Raw genomic sequence first — 23,544 nt, 5'->3', positions numbered from 1 at the left:
AATATAAAACTATGCCTTGGTGGCATTCCTAGCGTGAAAGCTTGATATAAAGCGCTTTGTGACGCCTTATGAATGGTGTGGAAAACGTCCCTCTTGGTATAAGGGTTCGTTTCTCCTTAATATCGAAATGGGGTAGTTGGGAAGCTGCGAGACTCCCGTGGGAGAAGGAGATAGGCGAGATCCCGCAGGGCGTTAGCCCGAGGAAGCTCGCCACTCCCCCACAGGAAAGCGAGTGGCTTCCCAACCACCCCTGCACCCCTGACTCCAAATACGGCAAACGAACCCCCGGTTATCTCGAAAATGAGTCTTACTAAAGGGAGCTTATGTGGGATGAATGACGGAATTAATTTTATAGAAAGTAGTGAATAATAGATGAAACCATTTGAAAAATTAGGAATATCGAAAGAGTTGACTGAAAAGCTGCAGAAGCAGGGGATTGCTTCTCCGACTCCCGTACAGGAACGTGCGATTCCGCCTCTAATGGATGGAAAAGACATCATTGCCCAAGCACAGACAGGGACAGGGAAGACGTTCGCATTTGTTTTGCCTATTTTAGAAAAGGTAGACGCGTCCTTGGGAACGGTTCAAGCTTTAATCATCACCCCGACAAGAGAATTAGCTTTGCAGATCACTCATGAAGTGGACAAGCTGAAAAATGATGAAACCCATGTCCTTGCGGTGTATGGTGGGCAGGATGTAGCTAAACAAGCGAACAAATTGAATGGAAAAGCCCATATCGTCATCGCGACTCCAGGTCGTTTGTTGGATCATTTGAGACGAGAAACTGTTGAACTGACCAATATTCAGCAGCTTGTCATTGATGAAGCCGATCAAATGTTGGAAGCGGGATTTCTTCCTGATGTGCAAGAGATTATTGGACAGTGTGGAGCAGAAAGGCAAACGATGTTATTTTCAGCGACAATCACTTCACAAGTCCATTCCTTAGCAAAAAAAATTACGCAGTATCCAGAGCGTATTGAAGTGAAAGAGGAGAAAGTGACGGTCTCTAACATCAAACAACTGTTATATGAAACGACCGATCGAGCTAAACAAGATGCTCTTATTCAAATCATGAGTGAACACCGACCATTTCTTGCGGTCATTTTCTGTAGAACGAAACGCAGAGCGAAAAAACTGAATGACGCCTTGACCGCCAAAGGATATGAATCCGATGAGCTGCATGGTGACCTTTCTCAAGCCAAAAGGGAGAAAGTCATGCAGCGTTTCCGTGATGCTAAAATTCAGTACCTTGTAGCTACAGACGTAGCGGCTAGGGGCCTGGATGTAGAAGGAATCACCCATGTGTTCAACTATGATATTCCACAAGACCCTGAAAGTTATATTCACAGGATTGGCAGAACAGGAAGAGCGGGAGGCAAAGGGTTGGCGATTACTTTTGCCGCGTCTAAAGATAAGGCTGCTCTTAAACAAATTGAACAGCATATCAAACAAAAGTTAGAAAGAAGGTCTATGGAGCATCTTTCCCCTGGAAAAAAAGAAAAAGAGGAAGAAAAAACTTCCCGACATAAAAAACGAAGAAGATAAGCAAAAACCAGAGTCCCTTCTAGACTCTGGTTTTTGTTTTTTTCATTAAAAAAATTACTGATAAAAAACAATAACATTGAGGGGAGTTATGAAATATGATACATTATAAACATAATTCCGAGTTAACGCATTGGAATTATAAATAATGAGGAGAGATGAAATTTATGGGGATGGAATTCGTCGACCTGTTCAACCAATGGGCGAGTTCATATGACGATACAGTGGCTGGTAAAGATCCGGAATATCGTGAAGTGTTTGAAGGGTACGATGAAATGTTGGCACGCTTAGCAGAGCTTTCCGTATCCCCGGTCATGGAATTCGGAGTGGGTACAGCAAATTTGACGAGAAAGGTCATCGATCAGAACAAGGTCGTGCTTGGCATTGAGCCTTCCTCTGAAATGCGAAGAATCGCTAAAGTTAAGTGCCCGGAAGCAGCTATTTATGATGGCAACTTTCTGGATTACCCAAAACTTTTAACACCCATCCGGTCCATTATCAGTTCATTCGCTTTTCATCATTTGACGACCAGTGAGAAAGTCGAAGCCATTCAGAGCTTTCGAGATCGTCTTGAAAATGATGGGAAAGTAGTTTTTATAGATACCATCTTTAAAGACGAAGAACATAAACAACAGTTAATCAAATCCGCAGAAAAACAAGGATTTTTAAATTTAGCGCAGGATTTGCAGGAAGAATACTACCCATTTCTAGAAGAACTAAGAGAGATGTTTGTCCTCAACGGGTTTGAGGTGAATTTTGAACAACTGAACAAATACGCCTGGCTCATTCAGGCTGAAAAAGGAGAAGGATGATCACATGCCAAAAATGAATGTTGAAAGCTTTAATCTTGACCACACGAAAGTTAGTGCCCCATACGTACGTCTCGTAGGAGTAACAGAAGGAGAGAACGGAGATAAAATCTACAAATATGATCTTCGTATCAAGCAGCCGAACCAGGAACATATGGAAATGCCAGCCCTTCATTCTCTCGAGCATTTGATGGCAGAAAACAGCCGGAATCACCATGATCGCATTGTCGATATTGGACCGATGGGCTGCCAGACCGGCTTCTATATTGCCATTCTGAATGATGACAGCTATGATAACGTGCTTAATGTAATCGAGAAGACTCTTCAGGATGTGTTGGAAGCTGACGAAGTTCCTGCATGCAACGAAGTCCAATGCGGATTTGCTGCTAGTCACAGCTTGGGAGGAGCTCAGGAGCTGGCAAAAGAATTACTTGAAAAACGTGAGGAATGGACGGAAGTTTTTCAATAAATAACGGGAGTTGAGGATGCGATGGGTTACGTGAAGAATATACAATCATTAATTGGTCAGACACCGATGATCGAACTCACTCATTCCGAAATCCCGAATCAAGCTAGAATCTTCGCTAAGCTTGAATTCATGAACCCAGGCGGGAGCATCAAAGACCGTCTGGGTTTAAAATTGATTGAGGATGCGTTAGAACGTGGGAGGTTAAAACCGGGGGGAACCATTATCGAACCCACGGCTGGAAATACAGGGATTGGCCTCGCACTTGCTGCCATCGGAAAAGGAATTACCGTCATTTTTGTAACACCAGAGAAGCTCAGTCAGGAAAAACAAACCTTGATGAAAGCCTTAGGGGCTAAAGTCGTAAATACTCCTACTGAAAAAGGAATGAAGGGAGCCATAGAGAAAGCAAATCAATTGGCTGAGGAAACTCCTGGTTCCTTCAGTCCGCAGCAGTTTCATAATCAAGCGAATCCAGAGGCCTATTATGAAACCCTCGGACCGGAAATATTTAAGGATATGAATGGAGAAATGGATGTTTTTGTCGCTGGTGCTGGTACAGGTGGAACATTCATGGGGACGTCCCGTTATTTAAAAGAGCGTATGGGAAATGTTAAAACCGTGATTGTTGAACCGGAAGGCTCCATCTTGAATGGAGGAGAACCTGGCCCACACCGAACAGAAGGGATAGGGATGGAGTTTCTGCCTTTTTATATGAATCCCGATTATTTTGATGCGATTCATACCATTTCAGATGAGGTTGCTTTTCGTCGTGTAAAAGAACTGGCTTTAAATGAAGGTTTGCTTGTAGCCAGTTCATCGGGAGCGGCCTTTGAAGCTGCATGGAGAGAAGCTGAAAAGGCAAAGCCGGGAGCAAAAATCGTAACCATCTTTCCAGACAGTAGTGAACGATATTTAAGTCAAGGGATCTATGAGGAGTGATGAACATGAGAAAAAAAACACAGCTCATCCATGGTGGAATTACAGGAGATGAAAAGACCGGGGCTGTCAGCGTCCCTATATATCAGGTAAGTACCTACAAACAAGATGGGGTCGGTCAGCACCGGGGGTATGAATATTCACGTACGGGAAACCCGACACGTTTTGCGTTGGAAGAACTGATCAAGGATTTAGAAGGAGGGCATAAAGGGTTCGCCTTCGGATCAGGTATGGCAGCTATCACAGCTGTTCTTATGACTTTTGATCATGGAGACCACGTGATTTTTACAGATGATGTATATGGTGGAACATACCGGCTTGTATCAAAAGTCATCCAGCGATTTGGATTAGAAGCGAGCTTTATTGATACGAGTGATGTTGAAAATATCAAGTCAGCGATTACAGATCGCACAAAGGCGATCTATGTGGAAACACCGACGAATCCGTTGCTTAAAGTGACAGATGTACAAAAAGTATCCACACTAGCGAAGGAGAAAGACTTGACCTTTATCGTTGATAATACATTCAGCACGCCATATTGGCAGAATCCGATCGAATTTGGTGCTGACATTGTTCTGCACAGTGCAACCAAATATCTTGGAGGACATAGTGATGTCGTTGCTGGGCTTGTCGTAGTGAACAGTGAACAGCTTGCAGAAGATGTTCATTTTGTCTTGAATTCTACAGGTGGTGTTTTAGGGCCCCAGGACTCATGGCTGCTGATGAGGGGAATCAAAACGCTCGGAATCCGTATGGAAGAAATTGAAGAAAACACAAGACAGTTCGTCGAGTTTCTACAAGAGCTTCCAGAAGTGACAGACATTTATTACCCGGGGCTGGACCATCATAAAGGAAGCGACGTTCATCAAAAACAAGCGCGCGGTAACGGCGGTATGATCAGTTTTGACGTCGGTAGTGGAGAGAAAGCCGATCAAGTTCTCCGCAACGTAAAATATTTCACATTGGCAGAAAGTCTCGGAGCAGTCGAAAGTCTTATCTCCGTCCCTGCAATGATGACCCACGCCTCTATTCCAAAAGAGCGACGTGCCGAACTAGGTATCACAGATGGACTTGTCCGTGTATCCATCGGCCTTGAAGATATCGAAGATCTGAAGGAAGATTTTTTACAGGCATTAAGAAAATAATAAGACAAGGAGCACTTCTGTAAAGGAGTGCTCCTTTTTGTATAGCTCCTAATCACCTGAGCCAAACTAAAAAGGATCATCGATCAGGAGTGAAAATGACATGGATTATACCCATTATAAAAAGCAATTGGAAGATCGCAAACGAGAAATCGAACAACGCTTGATTGACAACAATCATTTTGGTTTAGAAAGAGGTTTCGCAAGTGATATGGCGTCTGGAGAGTTGTCACAATATGACAATCATCCGGCTGATTCAGGTACTGAACTTTATGAGCGGGAAAAAGATATTGCCTTACTTGGGCATTTGGAAGAAGAATTATCAGATATTCAATACTCACTTAAGCAGATGCAGAAGGGCACCTATGGGATTTGTGAGGAAACGGGGAGACAAATTCCAAAGGAAAGATTGGAGGCGATGCCGACTGCGCGGACCATTGCCAAGGCTTCTTCCAACCAAGATATATCCGGCGATCGACCTGTTGAAGAAGATGTGCTTACAGAATTAGAAAATAACTATGGACGTAACGCTGATGATCCGGAGTATAATGAGCAAAATGCTTATGAACAAGTCGCTTCTTTTAATCAAAGCAGCATGACCTATGACGATTCATCATTAATGGATAACCAAGATGGTGTGGGGTATGTAGAAGAATTCGAGCCTTTTGTATCTACAGATATGAATGGGTATACAGGGCCTGATGGAGTAAGCTTTCAGCGCAATGAGCATTATGACAAATATATGGACAGTCAGGATGAAGCAGAAGATCATTACTAAGAACCAAAAAGCCAGGGCAGGTGCCCTGGCTTTTTGTATGGAACAGTCCCATGGATAGGGCTTTTTGTGAGATACCTTTGGACTCTATGCGCGGATGGCTTTGGTAAATGCTCAACATTTCGTCGGCTGCTTTTTCGTACGATTGAATCCTTTTACTCTTAATATCCGACTTCTACTGCTGCGTTGACAATATACATGAGGTCATTTTTATCCTGTTTATCTTCCAGGACGATGCCACTCGTAGTGAGCATACCGCCTTCCATCACTTCTAAGTTAACTTCCCCGTAAGGAATGGCATTTTTGACTTTATCATAATCTAATTTTTCAAAATCACAGGGTAAAGCTAATTTCACATTAATTTTCATATTATCTAAAGACCCTTCAGGAAGGACAGAACGGATCCCTGGCATGGAGTTCGTATGTATGGCATTTTTGACAGCCCTGATTGAAGCTTTTGTCACATCCTGACCATGTACATCTGTTCCCATTCCTGTTTGAATAAACATCATATGTTCCACTTTTATTCCCCCTTTTCTTTCTATCCATCCTATCACAATGCGTAAGGTTGCTTCTATGTTTGGAAAAAGTCAGGGACGATTCCCTGACTTTTTGATGGTCAATATCCGACTTCTACGGAAGCATTAACAATATACATTTGGTCGTTATGATCTCCTTCTTGATTCAAAGTGACGCCACTTGTCGTGCGCATTCCGCCATCCAATAACTTGATTTCAACCTGCCCGTATGGGATGGCCTCTTTGACTTTGGAATGGTTTAATTCATCAATATCGCAGGGCAAGGCTAGTTTGACAGTGGTTTTCATATTTTCCATAGACCCTTCAGGCAATGCTTCCTGGACGCCCGGCATAGAATTCGAATGGATGGCATTCTCGATGGCACGAACGGATGCCTTTGTCACATCTTGACCATGAACATCTATCCCTGTTCCGGTTTGAATAAAGATAATTTGATCCATTGGATCGACCATCCTTTCTAAAGAATTTTTGATTCCTTACTACGTGTTTAACACATTATAAATGAAGTGAAACATGTATGTATTTAGATCCAACAGAAGGAATGAGAAGAGTTCATTGACACAATATTCTGTTCAACTGTATAATCTAATCATATAATCATAAAACCTACTAATTCTATAGGAATTATATTGATAAGGGTGTGGCGTATTGTTTTTGAAGATGGAGGAAGTTGGAAAAACCTTTAACGATAAAGAAGAAGGCAGCTTTGAGGTTTTTTCTGAAATCGATTTGAATATTGAAGAGAATCAATTTGTTTCACTCCTGGGTCCCTCTGGGTGTGGAAAGTCAACGCTCCTTTCAATGGTTGCAGGCCTTGAAGATGTCACATCGGGATCCATACGGTTGGAAGGGGAAGAAATTAAGAAAGCTGGACCTGACCGAGGAATGGTCTTTCAACAACCGTCGCTTTTTCCATGGCTGAATGTAAAGGAAAATGTTCTTTTTCCTTTGAAGGGGCATGGGTCAAAAAAAGAGGCGGAGGAGAGAGCGGATCGTTTCTTACAGATGGTCCACCTCAGCAGATTTAAAGAAAATTACACCCATGAGCTTTCTGGAGGGATGCAGCAGCGGGTAGCGATTGCAAGAGCCCTTGCCATGGATCCTAAAGTGTTACTCATGGATGAACCGTTCGGGGCCCTGGATGAACAGACGAGACATATTCTGCATGAAGAACTGATGAAGATTTGGCAGGAGACACAAAAGACCATTCTGTTCGTCACCCACAGCATTCAGGAAGCGATTAAATTATCGGATCGGGTCGTCGTCATGGGTACACGACCAGGACGGATTATCGCTGACTTTTCCATCGACCTTCCACGGCCTAGGAAAAGGGACGATGAAAGAGTCATCGAGCTAGAGCGGAAGGTGATGGATTTGCTGGAAGGTGAAATCAATAAAGTATTGAGGGAAGAACTTCGTCATGAAGCTAGCTATTAAGAGGATTGGATTTTTAGTTGTTGTTTTAGGTTTATGGCAGTTAGTGTATTCCATCGGTGTATTTGAAGATATCGTGTTTCCATCACCAATCAAAGTGGCCGGCGCTCTGTACGAAGGTTTTGCTGATGGTGATTTCATTAAAGCATTGGGCGCGAGTTTCCGTCATTTATTTATGGGCTTATCCCTTGCTATTTTGTTTGGGACCGTAATAGGGGTCCTGCTCGGAAAATCGAAACAGGCGGATGAAACCGCTGGCATGTACCTCATCGCCTTACAGAGTATTCCGAGCATTGTTTGGGTGCCGCTTGCGATCATGCTTTTCGGTTTTTCTGAATTTGCCGTTGTATTCGTTGTCGTCCTTGGAGGTACGTTCGTCATGGCTTTGAACGTACGGACGGCCATCTATAGTGTCCCTCCGCAGTTAGTCCGTGCGGCGAGGACGATGGGGACGAATGGGGTTCCACTGTTTTTCAGAGTGGAAGTCCCATCAAGTATTCCCTATTTTATGACAGGGTTAAGGCTCGCTTGGGCGTTTAGCTGGAGAGCCCTCATGGCTGGGGAATTGTTAAGCAATGGTCCTGGATTGGGTTACTCTTTGCGGTATGCTCAGGATTATGCACGCATGGACCAAGTGATTGCTATTATTATTATCATTGGTGTCATCGGTGCAGTCGTCGATCAAGTTGTCTTTTCTAAGTTAGAGAGAAATGTAAGAAAACGCTGGGGTTTATTGAAAACATAGATAGGAGATGAGGAGAAGATGAAAAAATGGTTATCGATTATCGCTCTTACCGTCATGAGTCTGGTTCTTGCCGCTTGTGGGAGTGATGCAGGAGCGAACTCTGATGAAGGTGGAAGCAAAGAAGAAATTACGATTGGTTACTTTCCGAATATCAACCACGTAGCGGGTATGGTGGCAGAAACGAAGGATTTGTATTCTGAAACATTGCCGGACGGTACAAAAGTGAACTACCAATACTTCCCAGATGGCTCTTCTTTCATGACTGCAATTGAAACGGGAGACATCCAGGGCGGACTTGTAGGACCTGGACCAGCGATGAACCACTTCACAAGTGGAGCGGAAATCAATGTCGTGGCAGCAGGATCGACGGGTGGCACAGTCATCATGGCTAGAGAAGGAGCGGATATTGAATCTCCGGAAGACTTGGCAGGAAAGACCTTTGTTTCTCCGAGGGTAGGGTGTACACATGATGTGCAATTTGAAACGATGATGAAAGAGGAATACGGTTTAACGTCCGACCGAATTGATGGAGAAATGAAGCATGTCACAGGAAAGCCAGCGACATATGCAAGCTTGTTTGAGACGAAAAATGTTGATGTGGCCACAGTACCTGAACCTTGGGCATCTTCTATAGAGGAACAAGGAAGCGGTAAAGTCCTTGTCGACACACCGGATGTTGCTTTTGGTGAAACATTGCCGGCAGCCGTGTTTGTCACTTCTCAAAAACTTGTGGATGAGAACCCTGATATGGTGGGAAGTATAGTAGAAGCTCATAAAAAAGCAACAGACTTTATTAATGAAAATCCAGAAGAAGCGAAACAGATCGCCATTAATAAAATCAAAGATATCACGGATCAAGAACTTTCAAAAGAAGTTATCGACCGTGCCTGGGAGCGTATTGATTTCACGTATGAAGTGAAAGAAGAAAACCTTCAGAAGTTCGCGGATGCTTCTTATGATCTTGAGTTTCTGAAAGAAAAGCCGGACTTGACTGGTCTGGTGGACACAAGCTTTCTTGATTGAATAGATTAGAGGCGGGAGGATTTTCTCCTGTCTCTTTTTTTGCTTCCCATCACTTTACCTCACCTGAGGTCGAACAGCATAAGAAGAGATAATCTTCAAAAACGTCCCTTTAGTTTTTGTAATTTAGGTCAAACTAAAAGGTACAGGAGGGATGCTTTTTGAAGCGTTTTTCAATCGCTTTATTCATCATTGGAATATTTTTGGTTTCAGGGCAGTCGGTCACGGCTGAAAGCGAATATAAAATCGTCCATAAAGATAAAGTGACGGAAGATTGGGAAGTCCATGTCGATTATCCAAGGTTTGAGCATTTGGAAAGTAGAGACCTTCAAGATACCGTTAATTTTCAAATCGTCCAAAAGCTTGAAGATACGTTGAGAGACGTAAAGAGAGGGGCTGGAGAAATGATGGGTGTTCCTTATCTTTATTATGAAGAAACATCGGTATTTAAAGAAAAGGCCTTTTATTCTGTTGTGATGACCTCCCACATATCCAGGGGGAATCGCTACAATTCAACCGTCACTTCCATCAATTTTCAAGATGACCGAGGGGGATCAATAAAGAAGTTAAAAGACCTCGTGTATATCGATCGATTAAATAAGGAAGTGAAGAAAGCGTTGGAAGCTGATCCGGAGATGTATTTGCAAGAGCCGTTTGCTGGTGTAAGAGATAATACCGCTTTTTATGTGAAGGATGACCACCTTGTGCTCGTATTCAATAAATTTGAAGTCGCTGCTGGCGTCCATGGAACTCCTGAGATTTCAATCCCTTTAAAAGGAATTCTTAAGGAAGAATTAGAGAAAAAAGTGCCTCCTTTACCTTCCTATACATTATCCACACATTGAATCGTGTATTAGTGCGTTTTTTTAAAGGATATCCACATAATTAACATTTGGTGGAGGGAGTTTTACCCACAAAGGGATGTAGTTTAAAACCTCTGTATTTCGGCTGTTTGAATCGTTTACTCACATTGTGCACAACCGTGTGGATAATGTTAATAACATAAAAAGAAAAGAAGCATAAGCGCTGCTTATGCTTCCAACATTTCTTCTTCATTTTGCTCTCCATAGTAATGAAACAAATATTGATCTTTTGTAATGACATACAGATCATAGACATCATCTGTGCGGTTGATCCAAGAAAACACTTCTGGATAAGAGTCGTTTCCAATGGATACATAGGGAATTTTGAGAGCAGCTTTCATCGAACGGACGTTGGTACGTCTGATTTTCATAAAAATAGCTTCTATATTCAATTGGAAAAACAATTCCTCAAAAAACGCTTCTTTGGCCATTTGATTGTATCCTTTGCCGAAATAAGGCTGACCGATCCATGTAGCTAAAAAGCCTTTGCTTTCCTGTATATCGAATAGGTTGATGGTTCCAATGGGCTGCCCCCACTCATCAAGGATGGTACGTGAAACCAATTCCCCCCGATCTTCAGCTTCTATGGTTTGTTTGGTCAAAAAGTAAAACTCGTCACTGGAAGATGCTTTGTGACGGACGTAAGGAAACACTTCAGGATGGCTCATCAACTCAAATAAAACCGGGGCGTCATGTAAGTCACGCTTTTTTAGCATAAAAAATCCCTCCTTGAATGAGGAGGGTGGTCCGAACGCATAGGAAATAGGCGTTACTGGCCGGTTCGTACCACCCTCGAATTTTTATCAATTGCTCACAAAAATTCGGGGTGGGAATCGAACCCACTAGAACCAGTGTCATGACTGGTGGCGCACCATTTGCCTTCCCTACACCAAAAGCTTATAAAATATCATCTAAACTTATAATAATCCACTCAATCAAAAAAGTGAATAAAATCTTTGTAAAATGGACGTGGATTTTTTTACTAATTTTTAAAGTTCCTGTCGATCTGTTAAAACAGTAAATACAGCTAATCGTTCTGAATAAGTAGAAGCTTCATCATCATAAGGACCTGTACATGTGATGAGGTTCAAATTGTGTGTGTTTGCGGGACCGAAAATTTCCCTGATGGGAGCATCTTTATAGGGATAAGATTCGATTCTGCTTACTTCAAACGTCAACTTGGTGTTTTCATCGTACACATGAATTTCATCACCTGGATTTAAATCCTTAAGGTCATAAAAAACGGCTGGTCCGCTATTTCCATCCACATGTCCTGCAATGACAGAGTTCCCCTGGTTTCCAGGCATCGTCCCTGGTTCAAACCATCCGACATCAGTCAAGCTTTTTGGAACCGCCATACCGCCATCCGGTGTATAACCAAGAGCTTGAATCGAGGCATCCACGTCTATCGAAGGAATTTCAATCCGGTCAGGTGTGATGCCATATTGTTCGGAAGACGCATGAACAGCAGGCTTGTACTTTTGTTTAACTGGTGCCTTCTCTAATTGATCAGTGACTATAGATTCCTTTTTAACTTCTACAACTTGGGTGCGTGTTGTTTCAGATGTAGAAAGAACCCTGGGGTCCTCTACAGGTTCTTCATTCAGCCATTGGAAACTGATGAAAAATACGAGGAGACCCAGGGCTAAAGGGAAAAGTTTTCTTACCATTTTTAGGCTTCTGAGCGTTTACGTGTCAGCATAAAGCCAGCACCCATGGCTAGTACACCTAGAAGAGCAGCATACATCCAAGCATTCGATGAGGAGTCAGCTGTTCCACCTAAACCAGTAGCAGGCATCATTGTCGGCATAGCGGCAGAGTCTTGGAGAAGCAATACTTCTGGGTTATCTGCTGTTCCAACAGCGAAAGCACTGTAAACTTTTCCTGCTTCAAGGTTTGTACCTGAAAGGTCAATCAACTGTGTTCCATCTGTTGTACGTACTTCAAGGTCGTAGGAACCTGGATCAATTTCCATATAATCGGTGACCATTGGGAATTCTGCACCGGAGAATAAAGCATCTCCACCAATTGGACCTACATCAACGGCTGGTGCACCAGGAATGAAGTGACCGACACGGACTTTGGCCATACCTTCCGTTGCTTCCATAGAATCTTGGATGGCCTTCAATTGAATGTTTTCTAAGTTATCAATCGCTGCAGCTGTATAAGCCATACCTGCCTCTACATTCACTGTGGTAGAAATGACAGGATCTTGTTCACCTTTTGTTCCAGCTGCATAAATCTCTACGGTATGTTCGCCGGCCGGCACTTCCATGTAATCAGTAGCAGCTTTGAATTCAGCACCTTCTACAACAGCTTCATCATTCAAGTAGACATCAACAGCAGGGGCGTCAGGGGATGCGTGTAGAACGCGTAGCATGGCGTTCTGATCGTGACTGTCAGCCAACACAGAAGGTGCGAAGATTCCCAAGATCAAAACAACAACAGCTAATGACGAAAACAATTTTTTCATGTTCCCACTCCTTAAAATTTTTTATATCCATTGCCGAGCGTTAGACCGGCAATTTCTACAATGGGGGTTTTCACAACGCGTTATGAAACTCTTGTACAAGTTTTGTATATCAATCATATACACCCTTTGTACAACTTTCAAACCTTTGGCTATGCTCAATATGTTTTTGGGAACATAGAAAAACACCGGAAAATCCTTCCGGTGTTAGAGTGCTTCACTATTCCTGGAAATATACCATTTTTCCGTCAATCATCGTCCATATGGGTTTAGACAAATACTCGAATGGATGCCCGCTCCATAATACGAGATCAGCGTCTTTCCCTTTTTCAATCGAACCGACCCGGTCATCGACACCAAGGTTCTTAGCGGGGGTGATCGTGATCCCGCGAAGAGCGTCCTCGATGTCCAGACCTTCTCTAGCAGCGAGTGCTGCACAAATGTTTAAGTATTGTATCGGTGTATAAGGGTGGTCAGTTGTAATCGACACACGGATTCCGTGATCATGCAAAATTTTATATGTCTGCCAAGTTTTATTTCTAAGCTCGATCTTAGATGATCTCGTAAAAGTGGGGCCGACAGAGACTTGTAATTCTCTACCTGCTAGTTGATCGGCAATCAAATGTCCTTCCGTGCAATGTTCGATTCTCAAATCGAGGTCGAACTCGTCTGCAAACCGTAAGGCTGTAATGATGTCATCCGCTCTATGGGCATGAATTCTAACAGGAATCTCTTTGTTCAATGCCATGAGAATCGGTTTTACACGAAGGCCGGGATCGGGATCTTTCATAGCGGCATAAAAGGTCTCCCTTAAGGTCCCCATAATGCCTAGTCGAGTGATGGAAGCATTTTTAGACTGGGAGTGGATTCGTTTAGGGTTTTCTCCTAAAGCAAGTTTTAGGCCTGCCGTCTGTCTGAGGATCATATGATTAATCGTATGTCCTACCGTTTTGATAACAGAGGTCGTACCACCGATCATATTTGCGCTCCCGGGCATGATATGGGCTGTGGTAACGCCCGCTTTCCTCGCGTTAAAAAATGCAGGGTCAAGAGGGTGGGCCCCGTCGATTGCTCTCAGGTGTGGGGTTACGGCCTCAATCGTTTCATTTGCATCACTGCCAGCCCAGCCCGTTCCCTCATCATAAAGGCCGAGGTGGGTGTGGACATCAACGAATCCCGGGTATAAATCCAACCCTTTGCCGTCGATAAATTCTGCTTGCTTCGGTAACTCGATGTTTTCACCGTAATCGTGTATTTTTCCGTCAACCACATGGACATATCCATTTTTTATAGAAGGAGATGTAATGGGGTGGATATGGACATTTTTTATAACAGTGTTCATAGACATACAGCCTTTCCCTTCGATATACCATTATTATACTTTAAAAAAGCCTTTTGGATAACAAAAATGAGCAAAGCTTAGCTTTGCTCATTGCAAGTTTATTTATTTAAAACGGATGAGAGTGCAGTTTGTAATTCCGGGTAGTGAAACGTGTACCCAGAGGCCATCGCTTTTTTAGGAATGACACATTGTCCATCTAATAGAAGTGTACTCATATCTCCCAGTGCAGCTTTCAGAGCAAAGGAGGGAGCCGGAATCCAATGGGGGCGATTCAATACATCCCCAAGGGTTTGGCCGAAATCTTTGTTTCTTTTCGGGTTGGGCGCTGTTCCGTTTAAAGGGCCGTGAATATCTTTGTTTTGGATTACGAAACGAACAAGCCCGATCACATCATCGATATGGACCCAAGACATCCATTGCTCTCCTGAACCTAAATTACCACCGATCATCATTTTATAGGGGAGGGTCATTTTAGGGAGCGCTCCTTCTTCTCCTAAAATAATGCCGAAGCGGACATAGACCGTCCGAACCCCTTTTTCGGCTGCTTGTGAAGCGCGAGCTTCCCATTCCTCCACAACATTGGCTAGAAAATCATTCCCGGGTTCGGTTGTTTCTTCTGTGAATGTCTTAGTTTTTGATTGTCCGTAATATCCTACAGCGGAGGCGTTAACGAGCACTTCCGGCTTTTCTGGCAGTGCATCGATCAAGTCTAATACACCTTCTGTCGATTTTATTCGACTTTCTAAAATGGACTGCTTCCTTTCCTCTGTCCAACGGCCACTGTTCAATGATTCCCCTGCTAAATTTACAATGGCATCAAGAACAGGAAGCTCTTTTTCTGGATGGAATTCCTCTTTCAACCAACCGACATAAGTCACTTGATTCGTGCCTTTGTACTTCTTCGGACTTCGTGTCAATATGTACACGTCATGCCCTTCTTGTACGAACTTCTCTTTCAATTGGGTACCAACAAAACCAGTACCTCCTGTGATGGCGATTTTCATGTTCATTCCTCCTGTGAGTGTGAGGTTGTCAATAGTTTACTCCATTTGGTTCGGTTTGACGATACGCAAGCCGAATTCCATGATAAAATATGGTCAAAGAGGTGAAGCGGATGGCTAAACTTACGAAAATTACGACACAGAAAAAACATAAGAATCGATACAATATCTTCCTGGATAAAGGAAATGGAGAAGAGTACGGGTTCAGTGTTGATGAAGACGTTCTCGTGAAATATCGTCTCCAGAAGAACATGGAACTTGATGATGCCTTAATCAACGCACTGATTCAGACCGATACGCTTCATAAATCTTATACCCTTGCGATCAATTATTTAAGCTATCGCATGCGTTCGGAAAAAGAGATCCGTGATTATTTGAAAGACAAAGAGACGGACCCGGAGCATATCGAAGAAATCGTTTCACGGTTGAACAAGGAACGATTGTTGGATGATCAGGAGTTCGCAAATTCCCTGGTGAGGACAAGAATCATGACTTCCAGCAAAGGGCCGCTTCTTTTGAAAAAGGAATTGCTGGAAAAAGGGGTTTCTGCTGTGAAAGCGGATGAAGCCATCACTCATTACTCTTTTGATAAGCAATATGATAAAGCGTTGAAATTTGCGGAAAAGAAATTGAAGAACGATGGCCGGAAATCTTATCGTCAGCAAGTTCAAAATGTAAAACAGACGCTGATGCAAAAAGGATTTCAGGGAGACGTCATTCAGGAAGTGCTTGCTAACTTGCCGGAAGATGAGGATGAAGACACAGAATGGGAAGCAGTCGTTTATCAGGGGGAAAAGCTGCTTCGCAAATTTCAGTCCAAAGCTGAAGGGTATGAATTGAAGCAGAAAGTCAAATCCGGTTTATACAGGAAAGGTTTTACATTCGATCTTATTGATCGTTTTATCGATGAGTATGTGAAGGAATAAAAAAAGAACAAGCCGTCTGACTTAAATGTCAGCCGCTTGTTCTTTTTTACTCAAAAGTCCTTTTTTATCCAAGTCCTCAATCGCCTCATGCACATGATCGACAACTGTACTTGCTTTTTCCTTCACCTGATCATGAGCTGTTGACATGGCATAGCTGTGAGGGGTCATTTCAAACATGCTCAAGTCATTGAAAGAATCTCCGACACACGCGATTTCTTCGGGTTGAATGCCGAGGCCTTCAATTAACTGCCTGAGTCCGCTTTGTTTGTTGATCGATTTAGGCATCATATCGACACATGTTTCATGAGAAATGAAACTGTCAATTTCTTCTCCGAACATTTCTTTGATTCTTGCCGCAGCTTTCATGACGTCGGCTTCTTTCCCGTGCAACGCAATTTTTGAAGGGATAATCGTTTGGCCGACCTGTTCATTCAATTCAGGTTTGACGATGATTTCGTGAAACATCTGTTCAGAAATCATATCCACAAAAGCGTTCGATTCTTTCGTGAACGTTTCATCTGCTGTAGAAACTGTTTTAATCATCGGTTCTTGGTCGATGGTCTGAATGATTCGTTGGGCAAGTTCTGATTCAAACGTTTTGGCATGGATTGGTGTATCTTCATCGTTGAATACAAAAGCTCCATTTTGACTGACACGGTGACCGTTTACACCTACACGCTTTAGAACCTCTGCAATTTCATGGTCCATACGTCCGGAGGCGACAGCAAGAGGGGGGCCATCTTCCACCATTCGTTTTAATGCATCAATATCTTCGTTTTTAATATAATGATCGACACCAAGAAGGGTACCGTCCAGGTCTGTGACAAATAGTTTGATCATTGTTTCGTCTCCTTTCTCTGCGGGGCGTTTCCCAGCACCTAAATGATTGTACACGACGTAATCGCTTTCACACAAAGAGGGAAGCTTATTCCTTAGCCTCCCACTTGTAAAAAAAACAAATCAAATATAGGATAGAGGTTATGAGATGACTGAAAACGCTTTTAGTGTAATTTAAGTGGGGGACCATTATGGAAAAGCAGATAAAGATAAAAAAAGTGCTCAATAATAATGTAGTCATTGCTTCCCACCCAACTTATGAAGAAGTGGTATTAATTGGGAAAGGAATCGGTTTTAACCGGAAGAAGGGAGACGAAATTTCTTCCGAAAAAGCCGACAAGACATTTTTGCTGAGTAATGAACAGGAAAAAGAACAGTATGTGAGTTTATTGCCTTACATCGACGAGAATTTGATTGACTTCATGAGTGATATCCTCCATCACGTCGAATCGCGAATGGGACAAGAGCTCAACCAACATATTCACGTCGCGCTGACGGATCACCTTGCATTCGCTATCAATCGAGCAAAAAAGGACCTTCAGTTCTCGAATCCATTCTTACTTGAAATTGAATCCCTTTATCCGAAGGAATATCAAATTGCGATGGAAGTCGTGACGATGATTTACGATAAAATGGGCATTCAGTTTCCAGAAGGAGAGGTAGGGTTCATCGCTCTCCATATTCACAGTGCGGTAACGGACAAGACATTAAGGGAACTCAACCGTCATAACCAGCTCATCACACATCTTGTGCAGCTTGTGGAGGATACGATGGACGTTCAAATTGATAAAAAGAGTGTGGACTACCACAGACTTGTTCAGCATTTGCACAGGGCCATCGACCGAGTTTATCAAGAGGAACACGTGGGAGATGAAATTCGTTTGGCTAATATGTTGAAAGAAGAATATCCTGTGTGCTATAATTTAGCTTGGAAATTGATAAAAGTGATGCAAAAGCAACTGAATAAACCTGTGGATGAGTCGGAAGCGATTTATTTGACGATCCATTTACAGCGTTTAACCCATAAAACCTAAAACGTACGTGTTACTGACACGATCAGGCATGAGTACATGAAGGTGAAGTGGTTATCCTAGGGATAGGACTATCCTTATGGAACCCCATTCACCTCTTGTGCTCATGCTTTTTTATTGTCCTGCTGGTGAATAGCGGGACGAAGCTATTATCCATAATCGGCGTCCTCAATAGGACGCTTAACGTTCCTTTTTTGTTGAAAACGTTTTATTTTTCTGACAAATGGATTTTATGGGGCCAGAGGCTTGCGTCACAAATAAAAAGGAGGAAAACATAATGTTCAAGAATGCTTTCGGCACACTGCAAAAAGTTGGTAAAGCCTTGATGACTCCTGTCGCACTTTTGCCTGCGGCTGGTATTCTTCTTGCTTTTGGTACAAGCTTTGCTCAAGACAACTTTGTTGATAAAGTGCCATTCTTCGGAACACCTTGGGTTCAGACACTGCTGCAAGTAATGGCTGAAGCCGGAGGAATTGTATTTGACAACTTGCCGTTGTTATTCGCTGTCGGTGTTGCCATCGGCTTAGCAAAAGGGGATGGGGTAGCAGGTCTTGCTGCCATTATCGGTTATTTGATCATGAATGTGGTTATGGGGGTACTCGGTAATGTTGATGCCGATATGACCTCTGATCCTGCTTATGCGGAAGTGCTCGGTATACCGACGCTTCAAACAGGAGTATTTGGCGGTATCATCGTTGGTATTTTGGCCGCTGCTCTTTATAACCGGTTCTTCAATATTGAATTACCGCAGTTTCTCGGGTTCTTTGCCGGGAAGCGTTTCGTACCCATCATCACAGCTTTTTCTTCCCTTTTCTTAGGGATTATCATGCTGTGGGTATGGCCATTTGCTCAAACAGGATTGAATGCTCTTTCACACTTAATGTTGGAGGGGAACCAGACCGTTTCTGCTTTCTTCTTCGGATTGATTGAGCGTTCCTTGATTCCATTCGGCCTGCACCACATTTTCTATTCACCATTCTGGTTTGAATTCGGTTCTTACACGAACGCTGCCGGTGAGATTGTCCGAGGAGACCAAACGATCTTCTTCGAACAGTTGAGAGACGGTGTTGAATTTACTGCAGGAACATTCATGGTTGGTAAATTCCCATTCATGATGTTCGGTCTTCCAGCTGCTGCACTTGCGATTTATCACACAGCAAAACCTGAACGTAAAAAAGTGGTCGGAGGAATCATGGCTTCTGCAGCCTTGACTTCTTTCTTGACAGGTATCACAGAACCAATTGAGTTCTCTTTCCTATTCGTTGCGCCACTATTGTTCGCGATTCACGCTGTATTTGCTGGTTTCTCCTTCATGGTAATGGAAATTCTTGGCGTTAAAATTGGACAAACCTTCTCAGGTGGTCTGATTGACTTCATTCTGTTCGGTGTTCTTCCAAACCGTACCGACTGGTGGTGGGTCATCATCGTTGGTCTCGTATTCTCTGTGATCTACTACTTTGGTTTCCGCTGGGCAATCCTCAAGTTCAACCTGGCGACACCTGGACGTGAAGATGAAGCAGAAGATGCAGATGAAGATGGCGAAGTCGGCGATCTGCCGTTCGAAATTCTAGAAGCTATGGGTGGACAAAAGAATATCGCCCACTTGGATGCATGTATCACTCGACTACGTGTTTCCGTGAATGATAAAAATGATGTAAACAAAAATCGCTTGAAAAAACTTGGTGCTTCCGGTGTAATGGAAGTCGGGAACAACATCCAGGCCATTTTCGGACCAGTATCCGATACCTTGCGTGGCCAAATGCAAGACATCATTGATGGGAAAACACCAAGATCAAGAGAAGATGCTTCTGAAATGAAGAACGCAGAAAAAGCTGCAGAAGCGCCGGTCACTGAAGGTGATCTGGAATTTGTAAGTCCTATCAAAGGTAAGATCATGCCGATCACAGAAGTGCCGGATCAAGTATTCTCTGGTAAGATGATGGGCGATGGCTTTGCAATTGAGCCGGAAGATGGTAATATTGTTTCACCGATTAATGGTAAAGTCCTGAACGTATTCCCTACAAAACATGCCATTGGCCTTGAAGCCGAAAACGGCATGGAAATCCTGATCCACATCGGAATCGATACGGTCGGATTAAAAGGGGAAGGATTTACAGCTAAGATCTCTGAAGGAGACGAAGTGAAGCAAGGTCAGGCATTGATGGAAGTGGATCTGGATTACGTGAAAGAAAATGCTCCATCCATCGTAACGCCGATTGTCTTTACGAACCTTCAAGAAGGACAGTCTGTAAACATTAAGGCATCAGGTCAAGTCAATCACAATGATCCAGACATCATTGAAATTAACGAATAAAGAGGAGAGTTTAACATGGCAGAACAAACAATGAAAATTACAGCAGCTGACGGTGTACACGCACGTCCTGCAACAGCACTTGTACAAGTAGCAGGGAAATACCAATCCGATGTAAACATCGAGTATAAAGGTAAATCTGTAAACATGAAGTCCATCATGGGCGTCATGTCTCTAGGAATCCCGAACGGTGCAGAAGTAACGTTCAAGGCGGAAGGTTCTGACGAAGCGGAAGCTGTAGAAGCTGTTGTAGCAAAAGCAAAAGAAGAAGGTCTTGGAGAGTAATCTCACTGATCATAAAAAAAGGGCTTGCCGTTGCGGCAAGCCTTTTTTATGTACGTATTGAGATCGCGCTAAAGGACGGATGGACCGCGCCAAAGGACGTGTGGGAATCGCGCTAAAGAACGAGTGTACCGGTCCAAATAGGCGCTCGTTTCATATTTAAAAGCAATTGTTCTCTTTTTACGATTAGCGATCGATGAAAATTTCGTTTCGACCGTCATCCTCTGCAAAGATTTGTTCAGCCACAAGTTCTGGACCTTTTAACTTATCTGGATTTGCCACATGATCCGTCTCGTTCCAAAATGGAGTGTTCATACCTCCCATGTATACGGCAGTCGCAGTCATAGGTGAGTCTTCCCATTCTTTGTGCAGGCTCTCAGTAAATCCGCGTACAGCAAATTTACTTGCACAGTAGATGCTTTCGTTCTTCTTCCCGCGTAGGCCGGCGGTTGAGATGATGTTCAATACACGACCCTCTGTGGATTCTAACATCGGAAATGCAAGTTGGGTGGTCAACATGGTCCCTTTGACGTTTGTGTTGAGAAGTTGATCTATCTTTTCTTCGGTATAGGACGATAGCTCCCCGAAATGTCCAAGACCAGCGTTGTTGATCAATACATGTAAGGAATCGATCTGTTTAACAGCTTCTCTGATTGATGATTGTTCCGTCACATCACAAATGAGAACCTCTGCTTTTCCGCCTTCTTTTATAATATCGTTTTGAGTGACCTGTAAATGCTCAGCCGTTCTTCCTGAAAGGAATACCTTATAATCGTTCTTTGCGTAAATCAGGGCAAGAGCACGTCCCAAGCCTGTTCCAGCTCCTGTAATCCAAACATTCTTCATCCTCATCTCTCCTTATCTGTATTGCTTTATATTCATTGTGAACAAACCCTGCTAGAATGTAAAGAGAGCTTCAATAGAGGAGGTTTATTTTATGGAAAAAAGATATAGTGAATATACACAAGAAGAGTTGCGCCTTGAAATTGCGGAGTTGACTGAAAAAGCTCAAAAGGCGGAACAATTAGGAATGGTAAACGAATTTGCTGTTCATGAACGGAAAATCATTATGGCTAAATCCTATATGATGAACCCGGGTGATTTTAAAGCTGGGGAAACCTACGAAATTGATGGAGATCCGGAGCACACGTTTTATATTGAATATATGAACGGCGTGTTTGCATGGGGATACAGGAAAACTAAACAGGGGGAGAAAGCAAGCGACGACGAAGAAGCTTTGCCGATTTCTATGTTAGGGCACAAATTGGACGACATTTAAAGAAGCCGGGCACGTACACACGTGCCCGGTATTTTTAGTTACGTTTACGCATTTGGATTTCAGTGATTTGGTCTGCTTGCGTTTGTTCTGTTTCCCCATTCACACGGCTGCTTAAATGTTTGATGCTGCGGTGTGAATAGTTGGCAGAGGCCTTCGATTTGAAATTACGTTTACCCATGGTAATTCCTCCCTACATCGTTGACATCACGATGTCTCGATCTAGCCGCTCTCTCTTGAGGTTTGCTATTGATCGTACCGTCTGGACGCTTCGCTAGATATTCGCTTTGATCATCCGGTGCATGCGTCATTTTTACATTAGGGAAATTCTTTGCCTTATTACGCATCAGTTACCCTCCTCAGGAGTCTCAATGAAGAGACAATATTAGTATGTACCTTCTTTGCGCCTGTATGTGTTACAATGGCAGTGTAAACATTGCCAAATATGGAGTGGTCACATGAATGAAATATACCAGCGTTTAGCTGAAAAATTATATGAGAAGAATCCGGAACTTACCATAGACGAAGCAAGAACATGGGTGGAACTGTTATGGGAAGATTTTGAATCAACAAGAGCAAAAGCTGGGCATGATTACCAAGGGAAACAGGTGACTGAACAGATTGTTGTGCAGTGGATCCACCATTATGGCCCGAAGCTTCATGAGTTTGTCGCTACAAATCCCAAATACAAAAATATGCTTGAGAAAAAAGGGTATCTTCATTAAAAAACACAGGATTTGAAAAGGAGCCTCTCATCTTGAGAGACTCCTTCTTTATGTTTTCCTCCCGCTTACAATACGTTCACATGGGGCTTACTTTGTTCTGGAGTTTTTCTTCTGTAAACACCCATCCTGTATAGGAATTGAGAATTTTTAAATTGTCTCCATGCTCATCATCAATTTGAGCCAATGCAACAAACGGGTAACGTCCCCGTGAGCGATACCGAAGATCAATGAACCTTACTTCTGTATATTCATCATAGTAGCTCATCTCGTACCTGTACACGGGAGAAAATGATAAAAAGGCTTTGATGTTATGATCGGTCAAAGCTTTTTGAATGACGGGATCTTCATAATCGATTGGTTTATTGGTGAATGTATCAAGGATAGTTAAATGTCCGTTTTCCGCCCTTCCCACGTAATAATTAGTAGGCGTAGTGATGGCAATCCTCCAAACATTTTGCTTCATTGTAGGGGAGGTCGCAATTTGTTTAACATCCTTGATGTTTTCATGAATCAGACGAACAAGTTCTCTTTTGTCAAAGTACCTTTTCAGGTAATAGAGTGCGATGACAAAATATATGATCAGCCATAAAGTTCCGGGGCTTGCCCCTAAGTTCCATGCGACAATCCCTGCAATGTGAAGAGTGAAAATATACGGATCGAATGTATTAATGAACCCATAAGCGACCCATCTTTTGGAAATAGGGCGATACGCTTGGGTACCATAAGCATTAAATACATCAACGAACACATGCAGTATGACAGCAAGAAAAGTCCAAAGCCAAAGGTGCAGAAAATTCACCTCAGGAGTGAACAGATAAATGATGCTGGGAATGCTGATCCCCCAGAGCATCACAGCAGGAATGGAATGTGTGATGCCGCGGTGGTGCCGAATGTAGACCGCATTGTTCCTTAATTTTAGTACCGTGTCTGAGTCGGGCGCCTGTGATCCGATCATTGTTCCTATTAGAACCGCATTGAAAAGATCGGGGTCTGCATTGACAACAGGATCAAGCGTAGCCAGTCCCCCTAATGCGACGCCCATGACGACATGTGTGCCTGTATCCAAGTT

28 protein-coding genes are annotated in these 23,544 nt (G+C 43.1%); 16 read left to right on the top strand and 12 right to left on the bottom strand.

The features are described 5' to 3' along the window. Positions 1–372: 372 nt before the first annotated feature. From DYE48_RS13080 to DYE48_RS13055, 6 genes are all read left to right on the top strand, one after another. On the top strand, positions 373–1,545 hold the full coding sequence (locus DYE48_RS13080) for a DEAD/DEAH box helicase (RefSeq protein ID WP_115824027.1): 1,173 nt from the start codon (positions 373–375) through the stop codon (positions 1,543–1,545). A 164-nt stretch (positions 1,546–1,709) separates the two neighbouring features. Further along, the gene (locus DYE48_RS13075; protein WP_115824026.1) at positions 1,710–2,354 is read left to right on the top strand and encodes a class I SAM-dependent DNA methyltransferase; all 645 of its coding nucleotides are present in this window, start codon (positions 1,710–1,712) and stop codon (positions 2,352–2,354) included. 4 nt (positions 2,355–2,358) lie between these two features. Next, the gene (locus tag DYE48_RS13070; RefSeq protein ID WP_115824025.1) at positions 2,359–2,820 is read left to right on the top strand and encodes an S-ribosylhomocysteine lyase; all 462 of its coding nucleotides are present in this window, start codon (positions 2,359–2,361) and stop codon (positions 2,818–2,820) included. A gap of 21 nt (positions 2,821–2,841) precedes the next feature. After that, entirely contained in the window at positions 2,842–3,759 is a 918-nt protein-coding gene (locus DYE48_RS13065; RefSeq protein WP_115824024.1) for a PLP-dependent cysteine synthase family protein, read from the top strand. 5 nt (positions 3,760–3,764) lie between these two features. After that, a complete protein-coding gene (locus DYE48_RS13060) occupies positions 3,765–4,901 on the top strand; it encodes a bifunctional cystathionine gamma-lyase/homocysteine desulfhydrase (protein WP_115824023.1) in 1,137 nt (378 codons plus the stop codon). Positions 4,902–5,001: 100 nt separating this feature from the next. Continuing rightward, positions 5,002–5,676 carry a TraR/DksA C4-type zinc finger protein gene (locus DYE48_RS13055; RefSeq protein ID WP_115824022.1) on the top strand — a complete coding sequence of 225 codons (675 nt, stop codon included), beginning with the start codon at positions 5,002–5,004 and terminating at the stop codon, positions 5,674–5,676. A gap of 158 nt (positions 5,677–5,834) precedes the next feature. Here DYE48_RS13055 and DYE48_RS13050 read toward each other — a convergent pair whose 3' ends face one another. After that, positions 5,835–6,194 (bottom strand): Lin0512 family protein, encoded by a 360-nt coding sequence (locus DYE48_RS13050; protein ID WP_115824021.1) that lies wholly within the window; start codon positions 6,192–6,194, stop codon positions 5,835–5,837. A gap of 98 nt (positions 6,195–6,292) precedes the next feature. Further along, the gene (locus DYE48_RS13045; RefSeq protein WP_115824020.1) at positions 6,293–6,652 is read right to left on the bottom strand and encodes a Lin0512 family protein; all 360 of its coding nucleotides are present in this window, start codon (positions 6,650–6,652) and stop codon (positions 6,293–6,295) included. Between the two features lie 208 nt (positions 6,653–6,860). Between DYE48_RS13045 and DYE48_RS13040 the strand changes: the two genes are divergently transcribed. The 4 genes from DYE48_RS13040 (at position 6,861) to DYE48_RS13025 (ending at position 10,256) form a co-directional block, all read left to right on the top strand. Beyond that, the gene (locus tag DYE48_RS13040) at positions 6,861–7,649 is read left to right on the top strand and encodes an ABC transporter ATP-binding protein (protein ID WP_115824019.1); all 789 of its coding nucleotides are present in this window, start codon (positions 6,861–6,863) and stop codon (positions 7,647–7,649) included. Beyond that, positions 7,633–8,391: an ABC transporter permease gene (locus tag DYE48_RS13035; RefSeq protein ID WP_115824018.1), complete on the top strand. Its 759-nt coding sequence runs from the start codon at positions 7,633–7,635 to the stop codon at positions 8,389–8,391. Before DYE48_RS13040 ends, DYE48_RS13035 begins: the two co-directional genes overlap by 17 nt. An 18-nt stretch (positions 8,392–8,409) precedes the next feature. Next, on the top strand, positions 8,410–9,414 hold the full coding sequence (locus tag DYE48_RS13030; protein ID WP_115824017.1) for an aliphatic sulfonate ABC transporter substrate-binding protein: 1,005 nt from the start codon (positions 8,410–8,412) through the stop codon (positions 9,412–9,414). Between the two features lie 158 nt (positions 9,415–9,572). Further along, positions 9,573–10,256, top strand: coding sequence for an RsiV family protein (locus tag DYE48_RS13025; protein ID WP_115824016.1), 684 nt, complete (start codon positions 9,573–9,575; stop codon positions 10,254–10,256). A 185-nt stretch (positions 10,257–10,441) separates the two neighbouring features. Here DYE48_RS13025 and DYE48_RS13020 read toward each other — a convergent pair whose 3' ends face one another. The 5 genes from DYE48_RS13020 to DYE48_RS13000 form a co-directional block, all read right to left on the bottom strand. Beyond that, complete coding sequence (locus DYE48_RS13020) at positions 10,442–10,990, bottom strand: GNAT family N-acetyltransferase (protein WP_115824015.1); 549 nt, start codon at positions 10,988–10,990, stop codon at positions 10,442–10,444. A 273-nt stretch (positions 10,991–11,263) separates the two neighbouring features. Beyond that, a complete protein-coding gene (locus tag DYE48_RS13015; protein WP_115824014.1) occupies positions 11,264–11,944 on the bottom strand; it encodes a class F sortase in 681 nt (226 codons plus the stop codon). A 2-nt stretch (positions 11,945–11,946) separates the two neighbouring features. Next, on the bottom strand, positions 11,947–12,747 hold the full coding sequence (locus DYE48_RS13010) for a DUF4397 domain-containing protein (protein WP_115824013.1): 801 nt from the start codon (positions 12,745–12,747) through the stop codon (positions 11,947–11,949). 217 nt (positions 12,748–12,964) lie between these two features. Next, the gene (locus tag DYE48_RS13005) at positions 12,965–14,086 is read right to left on the bottom strand and encodes an amidohydrolase (protein ID WP_089653922.1); all 1,122 of its coding nucleotides are present in this window, start codon (positions 14,084–14,086) and stop codon (positions 12,965–12,967) included. A 98-nt stretch (positions 14,087–14,184) separates the two neighbouring features. Continuing rightward, the gene (locus DYE48_RS13000; RefSeq protein WP_115824012.1) at positions 14,185–15,090 is read right to left on the bottom strand and encodes a TIGR01777 family oxidoreductase; all 906 of its coding nucleotides are present in this window, start codon (positions 15,088–15,090) and stop codon (positions 14,185–14,187) included. A 110-nt stretch (positions 15,091–15,200) separates the two neighbouring features. Here DYE48_RS13000 and recX point away from each other — a divergent pair, with 110 nt between their 5' ends. Next, a complete protein-coding gene (gene recX / locus DYE48_RS12995; RefSeq protein ID WP_115824011.1) occupies positions 15,201–16,013 on the top strand; it encodes a recombination regulator RecX in 813 nt (270 codons plus the stop codon). 21 nt (positions 16,014–16,034) lie between these two features. Here recX and DYE48_RS12990 read toward each other — a convergent pair whose 3' ends face one another. Next, complete coding sequence (locus tag DYE48_RS12990; RefSeq protein WP_115824010.1) at positions 16,035–16,853, bottom strand: HAD family hydrolase; 819 nt, start codon at positions 16,851–16,853, stop codon at positions 16,035–16,037. Between the two features lie 188 nt (positions 16,854–17,041). Between DYE48_RS12990 and glcT the strand changes: the two genes are divergently transcribed. From glcT to DYE48_RS12975, 3 genes are all read left to right on the top strand, one after another. Continuing rightward, positions 17,042–17,884: a glucose PTS transporter transcription antiterminator GlcT gene (glcT, locus tag DYE48_RS12985; RefSeq protein WP_115824009.1), complete on the top strand. Its 843-nt coding sequence runs from the start codon at positions 17,042–17,044 to the stop codon at positions 17,882–17,884. 274 nt (positions 17,885–18,158) lie between these two features. After that, positions 18,159–20,195 carry a glucose-specific PTS transporter subunit IIBC gene (gene ptsG, locus DYE48_RS12980; RefSeq protein ID WP_115824008.1) on the top strand — a complete coding sequence of 679 codons (2,037 nt, stop codon included), beginning with the start codon at positions 18,159–18,161 and terminating at the stop codon, positions 20,193–20,195. Positions 20,196–20,210: 15 nt separating this feature from the next. Then, the gene (locus DYE48_RS12975) at positions 20,211–20,477 is read left to right on the top strand and encodes a phosphocarrier protein HPr (protein WP_089653809.1); all 267 of its coding nucleotides are present in this window, start codon (positions 20,211–20,213) and stop codon (positions 20,475–20,477) included. 183 nt (positions 20,478–20,660) lie between these two features. Here DYE48_RS12975 and DYE48_RS12970 read toward each other — a convergent pair whose 3' ends face one another. Beyond that, complete coding sequence (locus DYE48_RS12970; RefSeq protein ID WP_115824007.1) at positions 20,661–21,320, bottom strand: SDR family NAD(P)-dependent oxidoreductase; 660 nt, start codon at positions 21,318–21,320, stop codon at positions 20,661–20,663. Between the two features lie 91 nt (positions 21,321–21,411). On the opposite strand from DYE48_RS12970, the gene DYE48_RS12965 reads away from it, so the two are divergent. Then, positions 21,412–21,753: a YfhH family protein gene (locus DYE48_RS12965; RefSeq protein ID WP_089653805.1), complete on the top strand. Its 342-nt coding sequence runs from the start codon at positions 21,412–21,414 to the stop codon at positions 21,751–21,753. Between the two features lie 34 nt (positions 21,754–21,787). On the opposite strand, the gene DYE48_RS12960 is transcribed toward DYE48_RS12965, so the two are convergent. Beyond that, on the bottom strand, positions 21,788–21,931 hold the full coding sequence (locus DYE48_RS12960; protein ID WP_115824006.1) for a YpzG family protein: 144 nt from the start codon (positions 21,929–21,931) through the stop codon (positions 21,788–21,790). Continuing rightward, positions 21,924–22,100 carry a small acid-soluble spore protein K gene (gene sspK, locus DYE48_RS12955; RefSeq protein WP_370632777.1) on the bottom strand — a complete coding sequence of 59 codons (177 nt, stop codon included), beginning with the start codon at positions 22,098–22,100 and terminating at the stop codon, positions 21,924–21,926. The genes DYE48_RS12960 and sspK overlap by 8 nt, the downstream gene beginning before the upstream one ends. A 108-nt stretch (positions 22,101–22,208) precedes the next feature. On the opposite strand from sspK, the gene DYE48_RS12950 reads away from it, so the two are divergent. Continuing rightward, the gene (locus DYE48_RS12950) at positions 22,209–22,475 is read left to right on the top strand and encodes a YfhJ family protein (RefSeq protein WP_115824005.1); all 267 of its coding nucleotides are present in this window, start codon (positions 22,209–22,211) and stop codon (positions 22,473–22,475) included. 76 nt (positions 22,476–22,551) lie between these two features. Here the strand turns inward: DYE48_RS12950 and DYE48_RS12945 are convergent, their stop codons facing one another. Then, the gene (locus DYE48_RS12945; RefSeq protein WP_115824004.1) at positions 22,552–23,541 is read right to left on the bottom strand and encodes a metal-dependent hydrolase; all 990 of its coding nucleotides are present in this window, start codon (positions 23,539–23,541) and stop codon (positions 22,552–22,554) included. Positions 23,542–23,544: the final 3 nt, after the last annotated feature.

The organism is Halobacillus trueperi, assembly GCF_003386945.1.
Taxonomy (GTDB): domain Bacteria; phylum Bacillota; class Bacilli; order Bacillales; family Halobacillaceae; genus Halobacillus; species Halobacillus aidingensis.
The sequence above is the reverse complement of the archived record's forward strand: the minus strand, read 5'-3'. Positions and strand labels throughout refer to the sequence as shown.